The following is a 21,138-nucleotide window of genomic DNA, read 5'->3' as shown; positions in this document are numbered from 1 at the left end:
CCTCCCGGTGCGGTCGGCTCGGGGCAAAGGCCGTCCGGCTCCCGGGGGAGGGCGTTGGACCCCGGTGGAGGCGGCTCAGCCCCCGGCGAAGGGCGGGAGGACGTCGACGACCGCACCGGCGGGCAGCGGGGCCGCCCGGTCGCGGGGCTGGGCGCCGTCGACGAGGAACGAGCAGGCGGCGAGCACCCGCTCCAGCCGCGCACCGTGCGCGCCGGAGACCCGCACGACGAGCTCGTCCAGCGTGTCGGCCTCGCAGGGCTCGGTGTCGACGCCGGCAGCCGCGCGGGCGCCGGCGAAGTAGCGGACGGTGACGGCGGGCACCTCAGCCCCCGATCGCCGACATGGGGCGGCTCGGCTGCAGGAAGGACGGGTCGTCGATGCCGTGGCCGGGCAGCTTGCCCAGCGTGGCGATCCGCCAGCGGTCGGCCAGCTCGGCGTCGGTGGCGCCCTCGCGCAGCGCCGTGCGCAGGTCGGACTCCTCGCGGGCGAACAGGCAGTTGCGGACCTGCCCGTCGGCGGTGAGCCGGGTGCGGTCGCAGGCGCCGCAGAAGGACCGGGTGACCGAGGCGATGACGCCCACGGTCGCCGGACCGCCGTCGACCAGCCAGCGCTCGGCCGGCGCGGAGCCCCGCTCCTCGCTGTCGGGCACGAGCTCGTGGGCCGCCGTCAGCCGCTCCAGGATGTCCTCGGCGGTGACCATCCGCCCGCGCGTCCAGGCGTGGTGGGCGTCCAGCGGCATCTGCTCGATGAAACGCAGCTCGTACCCCTGCTCCAGGCAGAAGTCGAGCAGCGGGACGGCGTCGACGTCGTTGATCCCGTGCAGCAGGACGGCGTTGACCTTCACCGGGGTGAGCCCGGCGTCGCGCGCGGCGGCGAGCCCGGCGAGGACGTCGTCCAGCCGGTCGCGGTGGGTCAGCTGCTTGAACCGCTCGCGGTCCAGCGTGTCGAGGCTGACGTTGATGCGGTCCAGCCCGGCCCCGGCCAGCGCGGGCGCCATCCGGGACAGCCCGATGGCGTTGGTGGTCAGGCTGACCTCGGGCCGCGGGCGCAGCGCCGTCGCGGCGGCGACGATGCCCACCAGACCCGGGCGCAGCAGCGGCTCGCCGCCGGTGAAGCGCACCTCCCGGATGCCGAGGTGCTCCACCCCGATGCGCACCAGGCGGGTGACCTCGTCGTCGGTGAGCTGCTCGACCTTGGGCAGCCACTGCAGGCCCTCCGGCGGCATGCAGTAGGTACAGCGCAGGTTGCACCGGTCGGTCAGCGACACGCGCAGGTCGGTGGCGGTGCGGCCGTACCGGTCGACCAGGCCGCCGGACCCGGCGGCCACCGCGCCCACGCCCCGGCGGACCACGGGATCGGGGAGGTCGGCGCCGGTCATGGCCCGAATGTAGCCGCGCCGGGCGATCCGTGGCTGGGTGGAAATGCGCGGGCGCCGCCGCGGAGCCGTTGCTACCGTGCCCTCGCCACCCGAGAGACCGGCGGAGGACGTCCCGCACTCGCCTGTGGCCAGGAAGCGCGAGAGAACCGTGTCGGCCCGCACCGTCTTCAGCCCCTACAGCCGCCTGTTCGCCGTCCCCGGGTCCGTGGCCTTCTCCCTGGCCGGCTGGGTGGGGCGGCTCCCCGCGCCCATGCTCGGCCTGGGCGCGGTCCTGCTGGTCTCCCGGGAGACCGGCAGCTACGGCCTCGCCGGCGCCGTCTCCGGCGCCCTCGCGCTCAGCTACGGCATCGCCGGACCCCAGTGGGCGCGCGCCATGGACCGCCGCGGGCAGGGGCCGGTGCTCCGCCTGGCGATGACCCTCTTCGCCCTCTCGGGTGTCGCCTTCGTCGCCGCCGTGGTGGGCGGCGCGCCCCGGTGGAGCTGGTTCCTGCTCGCCGCGGCGGTCGGTGGCAGCAGCCCGAACATCGGGTCGCTGGTGCGCGCGCGGTGGGCCGCGGCGCTCGACCCCGCCGGCCGGCAGACGGCGTTCGCCTTCGAGGCCGTCGTCGACGAGGTGGTCTTCGTCGTCGGCCCGCCGCTGGTGACCTTGCTGGCCACGCTGGTCGCCCCGCCCGTCGGGTTCCTGACCGGCGTCGTCCTGGGGGCGGTCGGCGGGCTCTGGCTGGCCGGGCTGCGTGACACCGACCCGCCGCCGCACCCCGTCGCCGGGTCGGCCACCGCGCGCTGGTGGGCGGTGCTGACGCCGACGCTGCTGGTCGTCACCGTCACGTACCTGGCCGTGGGCACCGTGTTCGGCGCCATCGACGTCGTGGTGGTCGGTTTCGCCGAGGCCGAGGGGGCGCCGGCGCTCTCCGGGGTCGCGCTCGCCGTCTTCGCCGCGGGGAGCCTGGTGGCCGGCCTGGTCTACGGCCTCGCGCGGCTGCCCGGCACGCTGGCCACGCGGTTCGTGGCGACGGCGGTCGCGTTCGGGCTGGCCGCGCAGCTGCTGTGGGGCGTCGGGTCGCTGGCCGTGCTCGTCGGCGTGGGCTTCCTCGCGGGGCTGACCATCGCGCCGGTGCTGGTCTCGGGCACCTCGCTGGTGGAGTCGCGGACGGCGCCGGGCCTGCTCACCGAGTCGCTCTCCTGGACCATCTCCGGGCTCACGCTGGGCGTCACGGTCGGCTCGGCGGCGGCGGGGGCCGCGGTGGACGCCTGGGGTGCCGAGACGGCGTTCGCCGTGCCCGCGGTCGCCGCCGCCTTCGTGGCGCTGCTCGGGTTGGCCGGGGCCGCGCTGGTGGGCGACCGGGCGGCGCGCGCGGAGCTGGTTGAGGAGGGCACCACCGGGTAGGCGGGGGACGGGCCGATCGCGCACGACCGACCGTGCGGCTCGCGGCCCTCCCCCGAACCGGAAGGATCAGCCTGTGGCCCAGCCACCCACCCACGGAGTGCCCTCCCTCGCACTGAACAACGGCGTCGAGATCCCGCAGCTGGGGTTCGGCGTCTACCAGGTCCCGCCCGAGGAGACCGCCGACACCGTCGCGACGGCGCTCGAGGTCGGCTACCGGCACATCGACACCGCCGAGATGTACGGCAACGAGAAGGGTGTCGGCGAGGCCGTCGCCCGCTCCGGCATCGACCGCGGCGAGATCTTCGTGACCAGCAAGCTGAACAACGGCTTCCACCGCCGCGACGACGCGCTGCGCGCCTTCGACCGGACGCTGGCCGACCTCGGCTTCGACCAGCTCGACCTGTTCCTCATCCACTGGCCGCTGCCGGGCATCGACGTCGACTACGTCGAGACCTGGAAGGCCATGGAGGAGATCTACCGCGACGGCCGCTGCCGCGCGATCGGCGTCTCGAACTTCAAGCCGCACCACCTGCGGCGGCTCTTCGACGAGACCGAGGTCGTCCCGGCCGTCAACCAGATCGAGGTCCACCCCTACCTGGCGCAGGACGACGTCCGCGCGTTCGACGCCGAGCACCAGATCGTGACCGAGGCCTGGTCGCCGATCGCCCAGGGCAAGGTGCTGGGCGACCCGGCGATCACCGAGATCGCCCAGCGCCTCGGCCGGACCCCGGCCCAGGTGGTGCTCCGCTGGCACGTGCAACGCGGCGACGTCGTCTTCCCGAAGTCCTCCTCCCGCGAGCGCATGGAGGAGAACTTCGCGCTGTTCGACTTCGAGCTGGGTCGTGAGGACATGGCCACGCTGACCGGCCTGGACCGCGGCGAGCGCACCGGGCCCGACCCGGACACCTTCAACTACATCCCGGGCTGACGCCCGGTCCGACGGGCCCGTCCGCGATCCCCGCGGGCGGGCCCGTCGTCGTCCCGCGCCCCGCTCGACGTGCGGCGGGGGCGCCCCGGACCGGTCCTCCCGCACCGCACGGCGTCCTCCCTCACCGCGCACCGTGAGGGAGGAAGCGCCATGACCAGGTTCCCCGATCGTGGCCGGGGTCAGTCGGTGGTGACGAAGTCGATGAGCTCCTCGACGCGGCCGATGAGGGCGGGCTCGAGGTCGGTCCAGGTGCGCACGCGGGCGAGGATGCGCTGCGCCCACACGTAGCCGGTGTCGTCCTCCCAGCCCAGCCGGCGGCAGACCCCCGTCTTCCAGTCCTCGCCCTTCGGGACGGTCGGCCACGCCCTGATCCCGACGACCGAGGGCTTGACCGCCTGCCAGATGTCGATGAACGGGTGGCCGACGACGAGGGCGTGCTCCCCGGTGACCTGCTCGGCGATGCGCGACTCCTTGGACCCGCGCACCAGGTGGTCGACCAGCACACCGAGCCGCCGTCCGGACGCCGGGCGGAACTCGCGCACGATGCCGGGCAGGTCGTCCACGCCGTGCAGCGGCTCGACGACGACGCCCTCGATGCGCAGGTCGTGGCCCCAGACCTTCTCGACCAGCTCGGCGTCGTGCTTGCCCTCCACGTAGATGCGCCCCTCGCGGGCGACCCGGGCCCGGGCGCCGGCGACGTAGGTGGACCCCGAGGCGCTGCGGGCCGGCCCGGCCGGCGCCACCGGCTTCGGGTGCACGAGCACGACCGGCCGACCGTCGACCCAGAAACCCGGGCCGAGCGGATAGGCCCGGACGCGGCCGTTGCGGTCCTCCAGGTGGACGACGTCCTTCTCGCAGCGCACCACGGCCCCGACGAAGCCGGAGCTCGGGTCCTCGACCACGAGGTCGCGCTCGGCCTCGACCTGCGGCACCGGCTTCTTCACGGTGCGGGGGTGGACCAGGTCGTCGTACGGCGAACGGGGAGGCACGCGACGACGCTAGGCAGGCCCCGCCCCGGGTCGTGGACGACGCGCCGGGCGGGGTGTGCCGGACCGATCCGGCCCGACACGCCCGGGCGGCCACGGATCACGCTGCGTCACGGGTGCTCGGGCGGTCGCCGGCCGCTCCGCTGACCACCCCCCGCGGCGGCGACCCGGGGCGTGACCTGCGGCGATGGTCGGTCCGACCTGCCTCGGGCGCCCGCCGGTGGGCGCGGATGCGGGGACGGAGGGGGCGCACGCGGCTGTTGATCTCGATCCGGTCGTTTCACGGCGATCGTGCCGGTCACCCATCCGAGGGACGAACGTCACCCGAGCTCAGATAGGAGCGACAACGACGATGATCGGCACCGAGACCATCAGCCGCGTGATCGGCCAGGACGTCTACGACACCGAGGGTCAGAAGATCGGGTCGGCCTCCGAGGTCTACCTCGACGACGAGACCGGCCAGCCGGAGTGGGTGACCGTGCGCACCGGGCTGTTCGGGACCAAGGAGTCCTTCGTCCCGATCCGTGACGCCAACCTGACCGACGACGGGCTCCGCGTACCGGTCAGCAAGGACCGCGTCAAGGACGCCCCCAAGATCGACACCGACGGTCACCTCTCCCCGCAGGAGGAGGAGGAGCTGTACCGGTACTACGGCCTCGGCACGGGGACCACCGGTCGCACCGAGACCACGACCACGACCGACACCACGGGCGTGGCCGGGACCGCCGGCGTGGCCGGCACCGGTCGCACCGACACCGGGTACACCGACACCGCCCGCACCGACACCCGCGGCACGGTCGGCCACGACACCTCCGGCCCGACCACCGACAACGCCATGACCCGTTCCGAGGAGCGGCTGGAGGTCGGGACCCGCTCCGAGGAGACCGGCCGGGCCCGGCTGCGCAAGTACGTCGTGAGCGAGAACGTCACCGAGACCGTCCCCGTGTCGCACGAGGAGGTCCGGGTCGAGCGCGAGCCGATCACGGACGCCAACGCCGGCAACGCCATGGACGGGCCGGCGATCAGCGAGGAGGAGCACGAGGTCACCCTCCGCGCCGAGAAGCCGGTCGTCTCCAAGGAGGCCACGCCGGTCGAGCGGGTCCGCCTGGACAAGGAGACCGTCACCGACGACGTGCAGGTCGACGAGACCCTCCGCAAGGAGGAGATCGAGGTCGACGGCGCGGACGGCGCCAACCGGCGCATGTGATCGCTCCCCGGCCCCGGCCGGGGACACCTGACGCGCGGCGGCCGACCGAGACCAGACTCCGGTCGGCCGCCGCCGTCGCGCCCGGGGGCGGTCAGCCGGCCAGGCAGGCCGCCAGGGCGCGGACCATCAGCGGGACGTCGTGCGCCGAGGCCAGCTCGCGGCAGGAGTGCATCGCGAGCATCGGGGCGCCGATGTCGACCGTGGCGACGCCCAGCCGGGTCGCCGTGAGCGGCCCGATCGTGCTGCCGCACGGCAGGTCGGCCCGGGTGACGAAGGTCTGCACGGGGACGCCCGCCTCGTCGCAGCGCTCGGTGAACCAGCCGCCCGACGCCGCGTCGGTGGCGTAGGCCTGGTTGGCGTTCACCTTGAGCACCGGCCCGCCCCCGAGCTCGGGCCGGTGCGCGGGCTCGTGCCGCTCCGCGCGGGTCGGGTGCACGGCGTGGGCCATGTCGGCCGACACCAGCACCGAGCGGGCCAGCGCCCGGTGCGCCGCCTGCGGGTCCCCCGGGTCGGTGGCGGCGGCCAGCCGGCGGACGACGTCCTCGAGGAAGCTGCCGCGGGCGCCGGACATCGAGCCGCTGCCGACCTCCTCGTGGTCGTTGCAGACCAGCACCTGCGTGCGCTCGCCGGCGGGTGCGGCCAGCAGTGCGAGCAGCCCGGAGTGGCAGCACGCGAGGTCGTCCAGCCGCGGCGCGGCCACCCAGGTGCCGTCCGCGCCGGCGCGCGCCGAGGGCTGGGTGTCGGCCAGCACCAGGTCGGTGCCGACGACGTCGCCCCGGTCGACCCCGGCGGCGTCGGCCAGCGCCTCGGCCAGGCCGGGGCCCGTGCCGAGGTCGCGGTCCCACACCGGCACCAGGTGCTGCTGCGGGTCGAGGGTCAGCCCCTCCCGGACGCTCCGGTCCAGGTGGATGGCCAGCGACGGCAGCCGCAGGGGGGCACCCGGCAGCCGGACGAGGGCGGTGCGCCCCCCACGGAGCGCCAGCCGGCCGGCCACCGTGAGCTCCCGGTCCAGCCAGGTGTGCCAGAGGCCGCCGCCGTAGGGCTCGACGCCGACGAGGCGGTACCCGGACTGCCGCACCTCCCAGCGCGGCCGGACCTTGAACGTGGGGGAGTCGGTGTGCGCGCCGACCAGCCGCATGCCGGCCCCGGCGAGCGGGCCGCTGCCCAGGCGGAAGGCGATCACGCTCCCGTGCCGGACGACGAAGTGCTGCCCGCCGGGCGCCGGAGCCCAGGAGTCGGCCTCCGCGAGCTCGGTGAAGCCGGCCGCGCGCAGCCGGCGCACCAGCTCGGCGACCGCGTGGGCGGGGGAGGGCGAGGCGTCGACGAAGGCGCGCAGGTCGTCGCCGAGGGCGAGCGGGTCGGGAGCGGCGGTCGGCATGCGGCCATCGTGCCCGACGGGGGAGGTGCGGGCGCGGACGCCGGCGGCCAGGTGGGATGCTGCTGCTGTGAGCGAGCGCACGGTCCCCGGGACCCCCGACGAGCTGGCCGCCGCGCTCGAGGGCACCGGCTACCTCGCCGACGAGGGGCTGGCCACCGCCGCGCACCTGGCGCTGGCCATGCACCGGCCGCTGTTCCTCGAGGGGGAGGCCGGCGTCGGCAAGACGGCGCTGGCCCAGGCGCTGGCGCAGATCACCGGCCGGCCGCTCTACCGGCTGCAGTGCTACGAGGGGCTGGAGGCCAGCCAGGCGCTCTACGACTGGGACTTCGGCCGCCAGCTGCTGCACCTGCGCGCCGCCGAGGCCGCGCACGCCGCCGACGACCCCGCCCGGCTGGAGGCCTCGCTCTACGACCGCCGGTTCCTGCTGGCCCGGCCGCTGCTGCAGGCGCTGGAGGACGCGCCGAGCGTGCTGCTGGTCGACGAGGTGGACCGCGCCGACGACGAGTTCGAGGCGTTCCTGCTGGAGATCCTCTCCGACTTCACGATCTCCATCCCCGAGCTCGGCACCGTCCGTGCGGAGGTCCCGCCGCTGGTCGTCCTCACCTCCAACCGGACCCGCGAGGTGCACGACGCCCTCAAGCGCCGCTGCCTCTACCACTGGCTCGCCCACCCCGACTTCGACCGCGAGGTCGCGATCCTGCGCCGCCGGCTGCCGCAGGTCACCGAGCAGCTGGCCCGCCAGGTGGCCCGGGCGACGGCGACGCTGCGCACCCTCGACCTGCTCAAGCCGCCCGGGGTGGCCGAGGCCATGGACTGGGCGACGGCGCTGCACACCCTGGGCGCTCGTGACCTGGACCCCGACCTGGCGGCGCGCACCCTCGGCGCGGTGCTCAAGTACCGGGAGGACACCGAGCGGGTGCGGTCGCTGGCCCCGGAGGCGCTCCTCGGTGGCTGAGCGGGACGTCGTCGACACGGTGCTGGGCTTCGCCCGGACGCTGCGGCACGCGGGCGTGCCCGCCTCCCCGGACCGGGTCCAGGCCATGCTCGCCGCGCTCGGCCACCTCGACGTCCTGCGCCCCTCGGCGGTCTACTGGGCCGGCCGGCTCACCCTCTGCGCCGGGCCGGACGACCTGGACCGCTACGACGCCGCCTTCCTCGGCTGGTTCTCGGGGCGCCGCCCCCGCCCGGCCCCCGCCGCGGCGCAGGTGCAGCCGCGGCTGGCCGTCAGCGCCCCGCTGGACGCCGGCACCGGTGAGGGCGACGAGGACCCCGACGCCCCCGACCTCGCGGCCCGCGCCAGCGCCGACGAGGTGCTGCGGCACCGCGACGTCGCCGGGCTGACCGACGCCGAGAAGGCGCACCTGCGGCGGCTGTTCGCGCTGATGGTGCCGGCCGCGCCGATGCGCCCCGCCCGGCGCCGGCGGCCGGCCGTCCACGGGTCGGTGCACCCCGCCCGCACGGTGCGGCGGGCGCTGCGCGACGGCGGCGAGGTCAGCCGCCTGGTGCACCGCCGGGCGCGACCCCGCCCGCGGCGCGTCGTCCTGCTGGTCGACGTCTCGGGCTCGATGACCCCCTACGCCGACGCCCTGCTGCGCTTCGCGCACGCGGCGGTCCGGGCGCGGCCGGCGTCGACCGAGGTGTTCACGATCGGCACCCGGCTCACCCGCGTCACCCGCGAGCTGCGGCTGCGCGACCCCGACCGGGCGCTGGCCGCCGGCGGCCAGGCGATCCCCGACTGGTCGGGCGGCACGCGGCTGGGCGAGGTGCTCAAGGCGTTCCTCGACCGGTGGGGCCAGCGCGGCACCGCGCGCGGGGCGGTCGTCGTCGTCTGCAGCGACGGGTGGGAGCGCGGGGACGCCGCGCTGCTGGCCGAGCAGATGGCGCGGCTCAAGCGGCTGGCGCACACCGTGGTCTGGGTCAACCCGCACAAGGGCCGGATGGGGTACGAACCGCTCACCGGCGGGATGCAGGCGGCGCTGCCGTCGGTGGACCACTTCGTGGCCGGGCACAGCATGGCCGCGTTCGAGGAGCTGTCGGGAGTGATAGCCCGTGCGTGAGACGTTGCACGTGGAACAACGCGGTCCGGAGGGGCGAGCGCATGCGTGATGTCCTGGACGATCTCGTCGGCTGGTGGCAGGCGGGGGAGACCGTCGGCGTGGGCACGGTCGTGGGCACCTGGCGCTCGGCGCCGCGGCCGGCCGGTGCCTCGATGCTGGTCGGGCCCGACGGCACGGCGGTCGGCAGCGTCTCCGGCGGCTGCGTCGAGGGCGCGGTGTACGAGGAGGCCAAGGACGCGGTCGAGACCGGCGAGCCGGTGCTGCGACGCTACGGGGTCAGCGACGACGACGCGTTCGCCGTCGGGCTGACCTGCGGCGGGATCCTCGACGTCTTCGTCGAACCGGTGTCCCGCGAGTCCTTCCCGGAGCTGGGCGAGGTCGCGGAGTCGGTGGGCCGCCACGAGCCGGTCGCCGTCGTCACCGTGGTGGCCGGGCCGGACGACCGGCTGGGCCGCCGGCTGGTGCTCTGGCCCGACCGCGCCTCCGGCACGCTGGGCTCGCGGCGGCTGGACGACGCCGTCGCCGACGACGCCCGCGGCATGCTGGCCGCCGGCCGCACCGCCCTGCTGCACGTGGGCCACGACGGCGAGCGGCGCGGCGACGACCTGACCCTGTTCGTGAACTCCTTCGCCCCGGCGGCCCGGATGGTGGTGTTCGGCGCGATCGACTTCGCCGCCGCCGTCGCCCGCGTCGGTGCCTTCCTCGGCTACCGGGTGACCGTCTGCGACGCCCGGCCGGTGTTCGCGACGCCGAAGCGCTTCCCGGACGCGCACGAGGTCGTCGTCGAGTGGCCGCACCGCTACCTGCAGGCCGAGGTGGACGCCGGCCGGGTCGACGAGCGCACCGTGCTCTGCGTGCTCACCCACGACCCGAAGTTCGACGTCCCGCTGCTGGAGGTCGCGCTGCGGACCCCGGTCGCGTACGTGGGGGCCATGGGCTCGCGGCGCACGCACGACGAACGGCTGGCCCGGCTGCGCGAGGCCGGCCTGACCGACGGGGAGCTGGCCCGGCTCGCCTCGCCGATCGGCCTGGACCTCGGCGCCCGCACCCCCGAGGAGACGGCGGTGTCGATCGCCGCGGAGATCATCCAGGGCCGGTGGGGCGGGACCGGCCGGCGACTGGCCGAGGTCGAGGGGCCCATCCACGAGACGGCGGAGCGCTGAGGCACCGCTACGACGTCGAGGTGGTCGGGCTGCTCGCCTCGCCGGTGCACCGCTACGACGGCCGGCCGGGGACGGCGGTCCCGGATCAGGCGGCCGACCGGCGGGAGCGGCTGGAGCTCCGGGCCGGCGTGGGCATCGTCGGGGACCGCTACGCCGGGAGGCCGGCCCACCGCGACGCGCAGGTGACCGTGCTGGCGGTGGAGTCGCTGGAGCAGCTCGCCGCGGAGCTCGGCGTGGCGCCGTTCGACCCGCTGCTCGCGCGGCGCAACGTGGTGCTGCGCGGCGCGGAGGTCGAGGCGCTGCGGGGCCGGCGGTTCTCCCTGGACTGCGGCGACGGCCCGGTGCTGCTGGGCGGCGGGCGGCCGGCCAACCCCTGCGCGTGGATGGACCTGGTGCTGGCGCCCGGTGCGCACCGCGGTCTGCGGGGGCGCGGGGGTGTGCGCTGCGGGGCGCTCTCCGACGGCGTGCTGCGCCTGGGCCCGGCCGTGCTGCGCAGCCCGGTGCCGCTGGACCCCGCGGCCGCCGGGCGCTCCCGGGCGCGGCTGCCCCGGCGGTCCCCGTCCCCCTGAGGGGTGGACACGCCCACCCCGGTGCGCGCCGCGCGGGCCGGTGCCCTGCACCATGGCGCGCGGCGGGGCCGACCGGCCCGCCGGACACGAGGGGAACCATGCGCATCCAACGTCTCGCCACGGCGGGCGCCGCCGTCCTGCTGCTGGCTGGCTGCGGCGGCTCCGAGGACGCCGGCACCGCAGCGCCGGCCACGACCACCGCCGCCGAGAGCGCGAGCTCGCTGGCCGACCAGGACGCCGCCGAGGTGGTCGACACCGCGTTCGGCGCCCTCGAGGAGGCCGGCGCGGCGCACGTCGTCGGGTCGATGGAGGAGGGCGGCACGACCCAGGAGCTCGACCTGCAGCTCCAGGGCGAGGACGCCCAGGGCACCATCACGATGGACGGCGCGACCGTCGAGCTGGTCTACACCGCCGGCACCGCCTACGTCCGCGCCCCGGCCGACTTCTGGGCCTCCTTCGGCATGCCGGCCGAGTTCGCCGGGCAGCTCGAGGGCCAGTGGGTGCTCATGCCCGAGGAGGCGGCGGGCTCGTTCAGCACGCTGACCCTCTCCGGCCTCGTGCAGGAGCTGCGCGCCTCCGGTGGCAGCGACATCACCGGCGAGGTGACCTCCGGCGAGCTGGACGGCGAGCCGGTCGTCGTCGTCACCCAGGACGACGGCAGCACCCTCACCGTCGCCGACGACGAGGACGCCCCCTACCCGCTGCTGATCGAGGACAAGGGCGACGCCCCGGCCACGGTGCGGTTCAGCGAGTTCGGCGAGACGGTCGAGATCACGGCGCCGGAGAACCCGGTCGACCTGAACACCCTCGGCGGCTGATCTGCCGTAGCGTCCGGCCGGGGCCCGCCGACGGGTCCCGGCCGGACGCGCCACCGCGGTCCGGCTGCGGCAGGTGCGCCACGGCGCAGGGAGGAGCCCGGTGAGCGACGGTCCCCCGGTCATCGGGTTGCAGCGCGAGCGCGAGGTCCTCACCGTCGCCCTGCAGACCCATCGGCACGTCGTCCTCGAAGGGCCGCCCGGCACCGGGAAGTCGACGCTGCTGCGGGCGGTCGCCGGCGAGGTGGGCCGCGACGTCGTCTTCGTCGAGGGCAACGCCGAGCTGACCCCCGCCCGGCTGGTCGGCTCCTACGACCCGGCGGCGGTGATGGCCGAGGGCTACGTGCCCGGCAGCTTCACCGACGGCCCGCTGCTCACCGCGATGCGCGGCTCGGGCCTGCTCTACCTGGAGGAGCTCAACCGCATCCCCGAGGAGACCCTGAACGTCCTCATCACGGTGCTGACCGAGGGGGAGATCGCCGTCCCCCGGCTGGGCACGGTGCGGGCGGCGGCGGGCTTCCGGCTGATCGCGGCGATGAACCCCTTCGACGCGATCGGCACCGCGCGGGTGGGCCAGGCGATCGCCGACCGCATGTGCCGGGTGGTGCTCGGCTACCAGGACGAGGCCGCCGAGCGGGAGATCGTCGCCTCGGTGACCGGCGCGCGGCCCCGGCCGGTCGCCCTCGCGGTGGCGTTGGTGCGGGCCACCCGCGGCCACCGCGACCTGCGCACCGGGTCGTCCGTGCGCGGGGCGATCGACCTGGTGCTGCTGCTCGACGGGCTGCTGCGGCTCCGCGGCCTGGCCGGTCTCGAGGACGACGGCGCCCGCGAGGCGGCGCGGGACGCCCTGCACGCGGCGCTCTCCGGCCGGATCCGGGTGACCGAGGGTGTGGAGCGGACCCCGGAGGCCGTGCTCGACGAGATCCTCGACCAGGTGTGGCCGGTCGGGGCGGCGCCGCCGGACCCGTCGCCCGGGGCGCCGCCGTCGCCCGCCGGGGACGGCCCGGGAAAAGCGGGGGGCCTGCCGCCTGAGGCGGCAGGCCCGGACAGCGGGGGCGCCCGGCGCGAGCGGCCGGCCCGGCGGGGCCCGCGGCAGACCGCGCGCCGCGAGCTGCAGCTGCGGCACGCCGCCTTCGACGAGGTCAGCCCCGAGGTGGGCGAGCTCGACGAGGAGGCGTTCGCCGGCCTGATGGGCGCCGATCCCGACGCCGCGGCGGCGCTGCTCGCCGATCTCGCGACGGCCACCGACCGCGAGCTCCGGGCGGCCGCGCGCCGGCTGGCGGCCCGCGTGTTCGTGCAGGTGGGCCGGGTGGGCGCCGCCCGGACGCGGGGCACCCGGCGGCTGGTCACCGGCCGAGGCGGTGACGGCGAGCTGGACCTGGACCGCACCCTGGAGCGGTGGAGCGGGCCGTGGCCGCCGGCCCCGGAGGACGTCGCGACCCGCCGGTGGGCCGGCGCCCGCCGGGCGGTGTGCCTGGTCGTCGACCGGTCGGGCTCGATGAGCGGGCTGGGGGTGGCGATCGCCGCGGTGGCCGCCGCGGGCGTCGTCCTGGCCGCCGGGGAGCGGCTGGGCACCAGCGTGCTGGCGTTCGCGGACCGGGTGGAGGTTCTGCAGCAGCAGGGCCGGCACCGGTCGGCCGAGGACCTGGTGCTGGCGCTGGTGGGTCTCCGGGGGCACGGGACCACCGACCTCGCAGCGGCGCTCCGGGCGGCGGCCGGGCAGCTGCGGACGGCGGCGCACGCCGACGAGCGGCTGGTCGTCCTGCTGTCGGACTGCCTGGCCACAGCCGGGGGCGACGCCGCCTCGGCGCTGGGCGGCATCGACCGGCTCGACGTGCTGTGCCCGCTGCCCGGCGGGACGGCGGAGGAGGAGGCGCTGGCGGCGTCGCGGGCGCTGGCCGCCCGCGGCGGGGGCTCGGTCGCCCCCGTGCGCTGGCTGGCCGACCTGGGCCCGGCCCTGACCCGGCTGCTGGGGTAGCGGCCCTGCGGCAGTCGGTCCCTGCCCACCAGGAGCGGGCGGAGACCGACTGCCGCGGGTTCAGCGGTCGGCGTCGCCGTAGACGATCATCCCGCGGATGTTCTTGCCGTCGCGCATGTCCTGGTAGCCCTGGTTGATGTCCTCGAGCTTGTACTTCGTGGTCACGAGCTCGTCGAGCTTGAGCTGGCCCTCCTGGTAGAGCGAGAGCAGCTCCGGGATGGCGTTGCGCGGGGCGAGGCCGCCGAAGATCGCACCCTGCAGGTCCTTCTGCAGCAGCGTGAGCTCGAACAGGCTGAGCTTGACGTCGACGTTGGCGGCGTTGCCCATGCCGGTGACGACGGCGCGGCCGCCTTTGCCCGTGACGCTCAGCGCGGCGGCGATGTCCTCGCCCTGGATGTCGCCGACGGTGATGATCGTCTTCTCCGCCATGCGGCCCCAGGTCAGCTCGTTGATCGCCGGGGTGGCCTCCTCGATGCTCGCGAAGGCATGGGTGGCGCCCATCTGCATGGCCCACTCGCGCTTCTGCGCGACCGGCTCGATGACCATGACCCGCTTCGCGCCGGCCGCGGCCGCGCCCTGGACGGCGTTCATCCCGACGCCGCCGACGCCCATGACGACGACGTTCTCGCCCGGCCGGACGTCGGCGACCTTGGTGGCCGAGCCCCAGCCGGTGGTGACGCCGCAGCCGACGAGGGCGGCGACCTCGAGCGGGATGTCCGGCTCGATCTTCACGACCGAGGCCTGGTGCACCGTCATGTACGGGGAGAACGTGCCGAGCAGGCACATCGGGATGACGTCCTTGCCGCGGGCCTGGACCCGGTAGCTGCCGTCGGAGATCGACGTGCCGGCCAGCAGGTTGGCCCCGAGGTCGCAGAGGTTCTGCTGCCCGCGCGAGCAGGGCGGGCAGGTGCCGCACGCGGGGATGAAGGCGGTGACGACGTGGTCGCCCTCCTGCAGCCCGGTGACGCCGGGGCCGACCTTGGTGACGACGCCCGAGCCCTCGTGGCCGCCGATGACCGGGTAGGACGCCACCGGGGTGCCGCCGGTGACGAGGTGCTCGTCGCTGTGGCACAGCCCCGAGGCGGCGAGCTGGACCTGGACCTCGCCCTCCCGCGGATCACCGAGCTCGATCTCCTCGATCGACCACTCCTCGCCCACGCCCCACAGGATCGCGCCCTTGGTCTTCACCCGGCATTTCCTTCCGTCGACCCGCGTCGTCGCGGGTGGCCCGCGCACACGTCGGAGCGGCGTGTGCAGTGCGTCACAGGGTGCTGAGCCGCAGGCCGCCGCGTCAAGGCACCCGGTGCCGCGTGCAACGTGCTGCACCTCTGCGGGGCCGCGTCGGCCAGACTGGCGCCGTGACGGGCGGGCCGGTGGTCGTGGTGGGCGCCGGCCCGGTGGGCCTGACCGCGGCGCTGCTGCTGGCCCGCCGCGGCCTGGCGGTGGTCGTCCTCGAGCGGCACGCCGCGCCGTACCCGCTGCCGCGGGCGGTCCACCTCGACGACGAGGTGTTCCGGGCGCTGCAGGCGGCGGGCGTGGCCGACGAGGTCGCCGCGCGCTGCCGGCCGATGGCCGGGCTGCGGCTCCTGGACGGGGCGCACCGCGTGCTCGCCGAGTTCCGCCGGGCCCCCGACGCCGGTGCCCACGGCTGGCCGCAGGGCTCCTTCGTCCACCAGCCCGACCTGGAGGAGGTGCTGGCCACGGCCGCGGCGGCGGAGCCCGGCATCGAGGTGCACCGCGGCTGCGAGGTGACCGGCCTGGCGCAGGACCGCGGGGGTGTCACCGTGCGGCTGGCCGAGCGGGCGACGGGGGTGGAACGGTCCGTCCGGGCCGCGGCCGTGCTGGGCTGCGACGGCGCCAACAGCACGGTCCGGGAGCTGATCGGCGCCCGGATGGTCGACCTCGCCCCCGCCGACCGGTGGCTGGTCGTCGACGTGCGGGCGCGGGCGCCGCTCCCGGTCTGGCCCGGGGTGCACCAGGTGTGCGACCCGCGCCGGGCGGCCACCTTCATGCCGGTCACCGGCGACCGCTACCGCTGGGAGTTCCGGCTGGCGCCGGGGGAGACCGCGGAGGAGCTCTCCTCCCCCGAGCGGCTGGCCGCCCTGCTGGCGCCGGTCGCGGGCGCCGCCGACGTCCGGGTGCTGCGGGCGGCCGAGTACACGTTCCGGGCGCAGGTCGCCGACCGCTGGCGGGACGGGCGGGTGCTGCTGGCCGGCGACGCCGCCCACCTGACCCCGCCGTTCGTCGGCCAGGGGCTGGGGCTCGGGCTGCGCGACGTCCACCAGCTGGCCTGGAAGCTCGCCGCCGTCCTCCGCGGGGAGGCGCCGGACGCGCTGCTGGACACCTACCGCGCCGAGCGCGAGCCGCACGCGCGGGAGCTGATCCGGGTGGCGCTGCTGCTCGGTCGGTTGATGACCGGCGGCGGGCGCGGCGGCGCGGTGCTGCGGCGGGTGGTGCTGGCCGCCGTCCGCCGCATCCCCGCCGTCGCCCGGCTGGCCACGGACAGCCGCACGCCGCCGCTGCGCCGCGGCCCGCTGGTGGCGCGCCGGGGCCGGGCCGGCCGTCGGCTGGCCGGGACGCTCCTCCCGCAGCCCGAGGTGGTCGTCGACGGAACCGTCCGCCGGCTGGACGACGTCCTCGGCGACGGCTACGTCGAGATCACCGCGGACCTGCGCATCCGGCGCCCCGACGGGACCGCCGTCCCGATCGAGGACCCGACCGGCACGCTCCGACGCTGGCTCGGGGACGCCGCGCTGGTGCGGGTCCGCCCCGACCGCATCGTCCGTTCCGTGCGGGTGTGAGCGGCGGCCCAGGGGTACCTCGCCGGTCATGAACATCGACAAGGACCAGATCCTGCAGCTGCTGCGCTCCCAGGGCGAGGACGGCAAGGCCCAGCAGGCCGACCAGGAGCTGCCCGGCCAGGTGGACACCGACCGCGACGCCGGTCTGCTGCAGAAGTTCGGCATCGACCCGATGGACCTGGTCAAGAAGCTCGGCGGTGGGGGAGGGCTGGGCGGCCTGCTCGGCCGCTGAGCCCGGCCGCCACCGGTCTCAGCCGCGGTCCGGCCGGCCGGTGCCGATCGCGTGGAGCGCACCCAGCACGGCGCCCGGCGGCACGGCCACGTAGAGCCACCACGGGTGGACCCCGCCCACGGTGAGCTCGAGGATGCCCCAGACCGCGAGGTTCACCAGGCTCAGGCAGAGCCAGACGGTGGTGAGGACCTTCATCGCGGTGCCGGCGGCGTCGTCGCGGAACACCCGGCGCGGGCCGGGCGGCGGCGGCAGCGCCGGCAGGTCGGCGGTCACCCGGGCCAGCTCGCCGCGGGTGCGCGCTCCCACGCGGCCCGGACCCGCTCGTCGAACTCCGCGAGGTCGAGCTGGCCGGCGTCGTGGGCGCGCTGCAGCCCCGCCGCGACGGCCGCGCGCTCGGCGTCGGAGATGCGGAGGTCCTGGGACCGGACCGGCTCGCTCACGCCGGTCATCCTGGCAGGCCGCCCGGCGGGCGTGGCCCCGACTTCCCCGGGGATCAGGCCTCGCGCCGCCGGCGGGCGGGCGAGGTGGCCAGCAGCGCGTTCTCCACCGCGGTGTCGCCCAGGGCCCGTTCGAAGCCCGGCGGGACGACGAGGTCGTCACGGCGCAGCTCGGAGACGTCGGACCGGCCCAGGCCGACCATCGCCGAGCCCAGCCCGTCGCGGAGCAGGTCGAGCACGTTCTCCACGCCGGCCTGGCCGTTGGCCGCGAGCCCCCACAGGTAGGCGCGGCCGATCATGACCGCCTTCGCGCCCAGCGCCAGGGCCTTGGCGACGTCGCCGCCGCGGCGGATGCCGCCGTCGAGCAGCACCTCGATCTGGTCGCCCACCGCCTCGGCCACCGCGGGCAGGGCGCGCACCGAGGCCGGCGTCCCGTCGAGGTTGTTGCCGCCGTGGTTGGAGACCGAGATGGCGGTGACGCCGGCGTCGACGGCGCGCTTGGCGTCGTCGACCCGCATGACGCCCTTGAGCATGAACGGGCCGTCCCACTGCTCGCGCAGCCAGGCGACGTCCTCCCAGGTGGGCATCGGCGACTGCTGCCACATGCCGTACGCGCCGAAGAAGGTCGGCGCCGGGTCGCCCGGCGTGGCCACCATGTTGGGCACGGTCAGGTCGGGCAGCTTGCGGGTGCGGGCGAAGTCGAGCAGCCAGCGCGGCTTGAGGGCTACCTGCGGCGCGTACCGGCGCACCGCCTCCAGGTCGATCTTCTCCGGGATGAACGGGCTGCCCCAGTCGCGGCCGTAGGCGAACGACCAGTCCAGCGTGGCGATCAGCCCGACCGCGCCGGCCTTCCGCGCCCGCTCCATGCGGGCGAGCATCTCCTCGCGGGTGCCCACCCAGTACACCTGGAAGAAGGTCTGCGGGTTGGCCGCCGTGACCTCCTCGATCGGCTTGCTGGCGAACGAGGAGAGCCCCATCGCCACCCCGCGGGCGGCGGCGGCCCGGGCCACCGCGACCTCGCCGTCCGGGTGGACGGCCTGCACGCCGGTCGGGCTGATCAGCACCGGCATGGACACCGGCTGGCCCATGACGGTGACCGCCGTGTTGCGCTCGTTGGCCAGCCCGGCGGTGTGCGGGGAGAAGCCGAGCTCGGCGAAGGCGGCGAGGTTGTCCTCGAGGGTCAGCCCGCGCTCGGAGCCGGCGACCAGCGCGCCGTAGACGCCCTTGGGCAGCCGGCGCCTGGCGCGGCGCTGGGCCTCGGCGACCGACTCGAACCACGCGCTGGCCATGGGGCTCTCCTTCGTCCGGCCCGGTCGACCGGGCGGTGGGCCGGCGCGACGGCCGGTGGCACTGAGTGCCAGGCTAGCGCCGCGGATGAGACGGCGGCCACACCGGGTCGCCCGGCCGGGTCAGCCGCGGAGGCTGGGGAACCCCGCCGCCATCTCGTCGAACGCCAGGTGCAGGTGCCGGGTGAGGGGTGAGCCCGCCTGGGCGAGCCACGCCTCGAACGCCGTGGTGGCGGCGGCGCGGGTGCTCGCCGCGACCAGCCGGGGCAGCAGCCCGGTCGGCTCGCCGCCGGTCCGGGTCGCGACGTGCCGGGCGACCACCCGGTCGACCTCGGCGAAGCGCAGCTGGCTGTGCGCGAGGAGGGCCGGTTCGGTGAGGATCAGCCGCATGCGCTCCCGCAGCAGCGGCAGCTCGGCGTCCGGGTAGTCGTTCACCTCGACGTAGGCGGCGCAGACCGAGGTGAGCACCGGCTGCGCCGGGTCGGCGACGGCGAGCAGCCGCTCGAGCCGGGCGACGTGGCCGGCGAAGTCGCCCCAGACGGCGTCGGCCTTGGTCGGGAAGTAGCGGAAGAACGTCCGGCGGCTGATGCCCGCGGAGTCGGCGACCTCGTCGCTGGTCACCTGCTCGAACCCGCGGGTGGCGAACAGGTCGAGCGCGGCGCGCTCCACCCGGGCGCGCCCGTCGGGGCCGGCCTCGGCCGCCGTCCTCGTCCCCGCCACGCGGGCATTGTGCCCGTCCACGGGGCGTGGGCGACCCGCTGTTGCCCCTGGCACCGGGTGTCACTAACGTCCGGCTCGTCCATGTGACCGCGTTTACGGAGGCCGACATGCCCGAGACCACCCCGACCGACGTCCCCGCCGCCGAGTTCCGGGCCCCCGAGGCCCCCGCGACCGAGGAGGCCCTCGTCGAGGAGTCGCTCGTCGAGGAGGTCTCCATCGACGGCATGTGCGGCGTCTACTGAGCCGCCCCCGGTGACCGCTCCGGCCGGGCCCTCCGTGACGGTCGACTTCGACCCGGCGCTGCCCTGGCAGAAGGCCCGCTCGGTCGCGCTGCGGCCGGAGCCGTTCGGCGCGCTGGTCTACCACTTCGGCAACCGCAAGCTGTCCTTCCTGAAGTCGAAGCAGCTGGTGGCGGTGGTCGAGGCGCTGGCCGGCCACCCCAGCGCCGAGGCGGCGCTCGTCGCGTGCGGCGTGCCCGGCGCGCAGCGCGGCGCCTACGTGAAGGCGCTGGCCGACCTCGCCCGCTCGCAGATGATCGAAAGGCGTACCGCATGACCGCCGTCCTGCCCGCCCGCCCCGATCGCCCCACCGGCGGGCGCCTGGTCGACCAGTTCGAGTACGGGCTGGACGCGCCGATCTGCCTGACCTGGGAGCTCACCTACGCCTGCAACCTGGCCTGCGTGCACTGCCTGTCATCCTCCGGACGGCGGGACCCGCGCGAGCTCTCCACCGCCGAGGCCGAGGCGGTCATCGACGAGCTGCAGCGGATGCAGGTCTTCTACGTCAACGTCGGCGGCGGCGAGCCGACCGTCCGGCCGGACTTCTGGCACCTGCTGGACTACGCGATCGGCCACGACGTCGGCGTCAAGTTCTCCACCAACGGCGTCAAGCTGGACAAGGCCCGTGCCGCCCAGCTCGCCGCCACCGACTACGTCGACGTGCAGATCTCCCTGGACGGCGCGACCGCCGAGGTCAACGACCGGGTCCGCGGCACCGGCTCCTTCGCCACGGCGGTCCGGGCGCTGGAGAACCTGGCCGAGGCCGGGATGAAGGACTTCAAGGTCTCCGTCGTCGTCACCCGGGAGAACGCCGGGCAGCTCGACGCGTTCAAGGCGCTCACCGACCGCTACGGCGCCCAGCTGCGGATCACCCGGCTGCGCCCGTCCGGGCGCGGGGCCGACGTCTGGGACCAGCTGCACCCCACCCAGGACCAGCAGCGCGAGCTGTACTCGTGGCTGCTCGCCAACGGGGAGCAGGTGCTCACCGGCGACTCCTTCTTCCACCTCTCGGCGTTCGGTGAGGCGCTGCCGGGGCTCAACCTGTGCGGCGCCGGCCGGGTGGTGTGCCTGATCGACCCGGTGGGCGACGTCTACGCCTGCCCGTTCGCCATCCACGAGAACTTCCTCGCCGGCAACGTGCGCGACGAGGGCGGCTTCCAGCGGGTGTGGCAGTCCTCGGAGCTCTTCGCCGACCTGCGCAGCCCGCAGACCGGCGGCGCCTGCACCAAGTGCGCCCACTTCGACGCCTGCCGCGGCGGTTGCATGGCGGCCAAGTTCTTCACCGGCCTGCCGCTGGACGGCCCGGACCCCGAGTGCGTGCAGGGGTACGGCGAGACGGCGCTGGCCGCGCGCGACGCCGCCACGGTGAAGCCGCGCAGCCACCTGGACCACTCGCACACCGGCCCGGTGCGCGGCCAGCCCACCCTGCTGGGCATGCCGGCGCTCCCCGCACCGCCCGCCCGGGCCTGCGACGAGTCACCGCTGGCGGGGCTGGACCTGCGCTGAGCCCACCCCCTCGGAGGGGGAAGCCCGCCCGG

At 75.9% G+C, this 21,138-nt stretch carries 23 protein-coding genes; 14 read left to right on the top strand and 9 right to left on the bottom strand.

What is annotated here, in order from left to right; all coding sequences use genetic code 11:
- Positions 1-75 precede the first annotated feature (75 nt).
- Both E9549_RS05025 and moaA read right to left on the bottom strand, forming a co-directional pair.
- Positions 76-321 carry a MoaD/ThiS family protein gene (locus E9549_RS05025; protein ID WP_236825445.1) on the bottom strand — a complete coding sequence of 82 codons (246 nt, stop codon included), beginning with the start codon at positions 319-321 and terminating at the stop codon, positions 76-78.
- A gap of 1 nt (position 322) precedes the next feature.
- The gene (moaA, locus tag E9549_RS05020) at positions 323-1,378 is read right to left on the bottom strand and encodes a GTP 3',8-cyclase MoaA (RefSeq protein ID WP_236825444.1); all 1,056 of its coding nucleotides are present in this window, start codon (positions 1,376-1,378) and stop codon (positions 323-325) included.
- 148 nt (positions 1,379-1,526) lie between these two features.
- Between moaA and E9549_RS05015 the strand changes: the two genes are divergently transcribed.
- Positions 1,527-2,765 carry an MFS transporter gene (locus E9549_RS05015; protein ID WP_236825443.1) on the top strand — a complete coding sequence of 413 codons (1,239 nt, stop codon included), beginning with the start codon at positions 1,527-1,529 and terminating at the stop codon, positions 2,763-2,765.
- Positions 2,766-2,838: 73 nt separating this feature from the next.
- Complete coding sequence (locus E9549_RS05010; protein WP_236825442.1) at positions 2,839-3,693, top strand: aldo/keto reductase; 855 nt, start codon at positions 2,839-2,841, stop codon at positions 3,691-3,693.
- A 179-nt stretch (positions 3,694-3,872) separates the two neighbouring features.
- On the opposite strand, the gene E9549_RS05005 is transcribed toward E9549_RS05010, so the two are convergent.
- A complete protein-coding gene (locus E9549_RS05005; protein WP_236825441.1) occupies positions 3,873-4,682 on the bottom strand; it encodes a DUF3097 domain-containing protein in 810 nt (269 codons plus the stop codon).
- Positions 4,683-5,031: 349 nt separating this feature from the next.
- Here E9549_RS05005 and E9549_RS05000 point away from each other — a divergent pair, with 349 nt between their 5' ends.
- Complete coding sequence (locus E9549_RS05000) at positions 5,032-5,886, top strand: DUF2382 domain-containing protein (RefSeq protein WP_236825440.1); 855 nt, start codon at positions 5,032-5,034, stop codon at positions 5,884-5,886.
- A 91-nt stretch (positions 5,887-5,977) separates the two neighbouring features.
- Here the strand turns inward: E9549_RS05000 and E9549_RS04995 are convergent, their stop codons facing one another.
- Positions 5,978-7,264 (bottom strand): M18 family aminopeptidase, encoded by a 1,287-nt coding sequence (locus tag E9549_RS04995; protein ID WP_236825439.1) that lies wholly within the window; start codon positions 7,262-7,264, stop codon positions 5,978-5,980.
- 67 nt (positions 7,265-7,331) lie between these two features.
- Here E9549_RS04995 and E9549_RS04990 point away from each other — a divergent pair, with 67 nt between their 5' ends.
- The 6 genes from E9549_RS04990 to E9549_RS04965 all read left to right on the top strand — a co-directional run bounded on the left by E9549_RS04990 (position 7,332) and on the right by E9549_RS04965 (position 13,846).
- A complete protein-coding gene (locus E9549_RS04990) occupies positions 7,332-8,219 on the top strand; it encodes a MoxR family ATPase (protein WP_236825438.1) in 888 nt (295 codons plus the stop codon).
- A complete protein-coding gene (locus E9549_RS04985) occupies positions 8,212-9,321 on the top strand; it encodes a VWA domain-containing protein (RefSeq protein WP_236825437.1) in 1,110 nt (369 codons plus the stop codon). Before E9549_RS04990 ends, E9549_RS04985 begins: the two co-directional genes overlap by 8 nt.
- A gap of 41 nt (positions 9,322-9,362) precedes the next feature.
- Positions 9,363-10,484: an XdhC/CoxI family protein gene (locus E9549_RS04980; RefSeq protein ID WP_236825436.1), complete on the top strand. Its 1,122-nt coding sequence runs from the start codon at positions 9,363-9,365 to the stop codon at positions 10,482-10,484.
- 20 nt (positions 10,485-10,504) lie between these two features.
- Positions 10,505-11,053, top strand: coding sequence for an MOSC domain-containing protein (locus E9549_RS04975; RefSeq protein WP_236825435.1), 549 nt, complete (start codon positions 10,505-10,507; stop codon positions 11,051-11,053).
- A gap of 98 nt (positions 11,054-11,151) precedes the next feature.
- Positions 11,152-11,871, top strand: a complete 720-nt coding sequence (locus E9549_RS04970; protein WP_236825434.1) for a hypothetical protein — start codon at positions 11,152-11,154, stop codon at positions 11,869-11,871.
- Between the two features lie 100 nt (positions 11,872-11,971).
- Positions 11,972-13,846, top strand: a complete 1,875-nt coding sequence (locus E9549_RS04965; protein WP_236825433.1) for a MoxR family ATPase — start codon at positions 11,972-11,974, stop codon at positions 13,844-13,846.
- A 60-nt stretch (positions 13,847-13,906) separates the two neighbouring features.
- Here the strand turns inward: E9549_RS04965 and E9549_RS04960 are convergent, their stop codons facing one another.
- Positions 13,907-15,034, bottom strand: coding sequence for an NDMA-dependent alcohol dehydrogenase (locus E9549_RS04960; RefSeq protein ID WP_236825432.1), 1,128 nt, complete (start codon positions 15,032-15,034; stop codon positions 13,907-13,909).
- Positions 15,035-15,204: 170 nt separating this feature from the next.
- Here E9549_RS04960 and E9549_RS04955 point away from each other — a divergent pair, with 170 nt between their 5' ends.
- Complete coding sequence (locus E9549_RS04955) at positions 15,205-16,647, top strand: bifunctional 3-(3-hydroxy-phenyl)propionate/3-hydroxycinnamic acid hydroxylase (protein WP_236825431.1); 1,443 nt, start codon at positions 15,205-15,207, stop codon at positions 16,645-16,647.
- 28 nt (positions 16,648-16,675) lie between these two features.
- Entirely contained in the window at positions 16,676-16,879 is a 204-nt protein-coding gene (locus tag E9549_RS04950) for a hypothetical protein (RefSeq protein ID WP_236825430.1), read from the top strand.
- Between the two features lie 18 nt (positions 16,880-16,897).
- On the opposite strand, the gene E9549_RS04945 is transcribed toward E9549_RS04950, so the two are convergent.
- From E9549_RS04945 to E9549_RS04930, 4 genes are all read right to left on the bottom strand, one after another.
- Positions 16,898-17,152, bottom strand: a complete 255-nt coding sequence (locus tag E9549_RS04945; RefSeq protein WP_236825429.1) for a hypothetical protein — start codon at positions 17,150-17,152, stop codon at positions 16,898-16,900.
- Positions 17,149-17,319, bottom strand: a complete 171-nt coding sequence (locus E9549_RS04940) for a DUF1707 domain-containing protein (RefSeq protein WP_236825428.1) — start codon at positions 17,317-17,319, stop codon at positions 17,149-17,151. Before E9549_RS04940 ends, E9549_RS04945 begins: the two co-directional genes overlap by 4 nt.
- Positions 17,320-17,372: 53 nt before the next feature.
- The gene (gene mftD, locus E9549_RS04935) at positions 17,373-18,605 is read right to left on the bottom strand and encodes a pre-mycofactocin synthase MftD (RefSeq protein WP_236825427.1); all 1,233 of its coding nucleotides are present in this window, start codon (positions 18,603-18,605) and stop codon (positions 17,373-17,375) included.
- A gap of 120 nt (positions 18,606-18,725) precedes the next feature.
- The gene (locus tag E9549_RS04930) at positions 18,726-19,322 is read right to left on the bottom strand and encodes a TetR family transcriptional regulator (protein WP_236825426.1); all 597 of its coding nucleotides are present in this window, start codon (positions 19,320-19,322) and stop codon (positions 18,726-18,728) included.
- Positions 19,323-19,429: 107 nt separating this feature from the next.
- On the opposite strand from E9549_RS04930, the gene mftA reads away from it, so the two are divergent.
- The 3 genes from mftA to mftC are packed head-to-tail and all read left to right on the top strand — an operon-like array spanning position 19,430 to position 21,106.
- Positions 19,430-19,564: a mycofactocin precursor MftA gene (gene mftA, locus E9549_RS04925; RefSeq protein ID WP_236825425.1), complete on the top strand. Its 135-nt coding sequence runs from the start codon at positions 19,430-19,432 to the stop codon at positions 19,562-19,564.
- Positions 19,565-19,574: 10 nt separating this feature from the next.
- Positions 19,575-19,877, top strand: coding sequence for a mycofactocin biosynthesis chaperone MftB (gene mftB, locus E9549_RS04920; protein ID WP_236825424.1), 303 nt, complete (start codon positions 19,575-19,577; stop codon positions 19,875-19,877).
- Positions 19,874-21,106, top strand: coding sequence for a mycofactocin radical SAM maturase (gene mftC, locus E9549_RS04915; protein WP_236825423.1), 1,233 nt, complete (start codon positions 19,874-19,876; stop codon positions 21,104-21,106). Before mftB ends, mftC begins: the two co-directional genes overlap by 4 nt.
- Positions 21,107-21,138 lie beyond the last annotated feature (32 nt).

The organism is Blastococcus sp. MG754426 (genome assembly GCF_021699055.1).
Lineage (GTDB): Bacteria > Actinomycetota > Actinomycetes > Mycobacteriales > Geodermatophilaceae > Blastococcus.
This window is presented reverse-complemented; position numbering and strand designations above follow the sequence as displayed.

Bases quoted from the DNA above. Each gene is read 5' to 3' on its own strand.
- E9549_RS04995 (WP_236825439.1), bottom strand. From the start codon at position 7,264: ATGCCGACCGCCGCTCCCGACCCGCTCGCCCTCGGCGACGACCTGCGC.
- mftA (WP_236825425.1), top strand. From the start codon at position 19,430: ATGCCCGAGACCACCCCGACCGACGTCCCCGCCGCCGAGTTCCGGGCC.
- moaA (WP_236825444.1), bottom strand. From the start codon at position 1,378: ATGACCGGCGCCGACCTCCCCGATCCCGTGGTCCGCCGGGGCGTGGGC.
- mftC (WP_236825423.1), top strand. From the start codon at position 19,874: ATGACCGCCGTCCTGCCCGCCCGCCCCGATCGCCCCACCGGCGGGCGC.
- E9549_RS05000 (WP_236825440.1), top strand. From the start codon at position 5,032: ATGATCGGCACCGAGACCATCAGCCGCGTGATCGGCCAGGACGTCTAC.
- E9549_RS04950 (WP_236825430.1), top strand. From the start codon at position 16,676: ATGAACATCGACAAGGACCAGATCCTGCAGCTGCTGCGCTCCCAGGGC.
- mftD (WP_236825427.1), bottom strand. From the start codon at position 18,605: ATGGCCAGCGCGTGGTTCGAGTCGGTCGCCGAGGCCCAGCGCCGCGCC.
- E9549_RS04970 (WP_236825434.1), top strand. From the start codon at position 11,152: ATGCGCATCCAACGTCTCGCCACGGCGGGCGCCGCCGTCCTGCTGCTG.
- E9549_RS04980 (WP_236825436.1), top strand. From the start codon at position 9,363: ATGCGTGATGTCCTGGACGATCTCGTCGGCTGGTGGCAGGCGGGGGAG.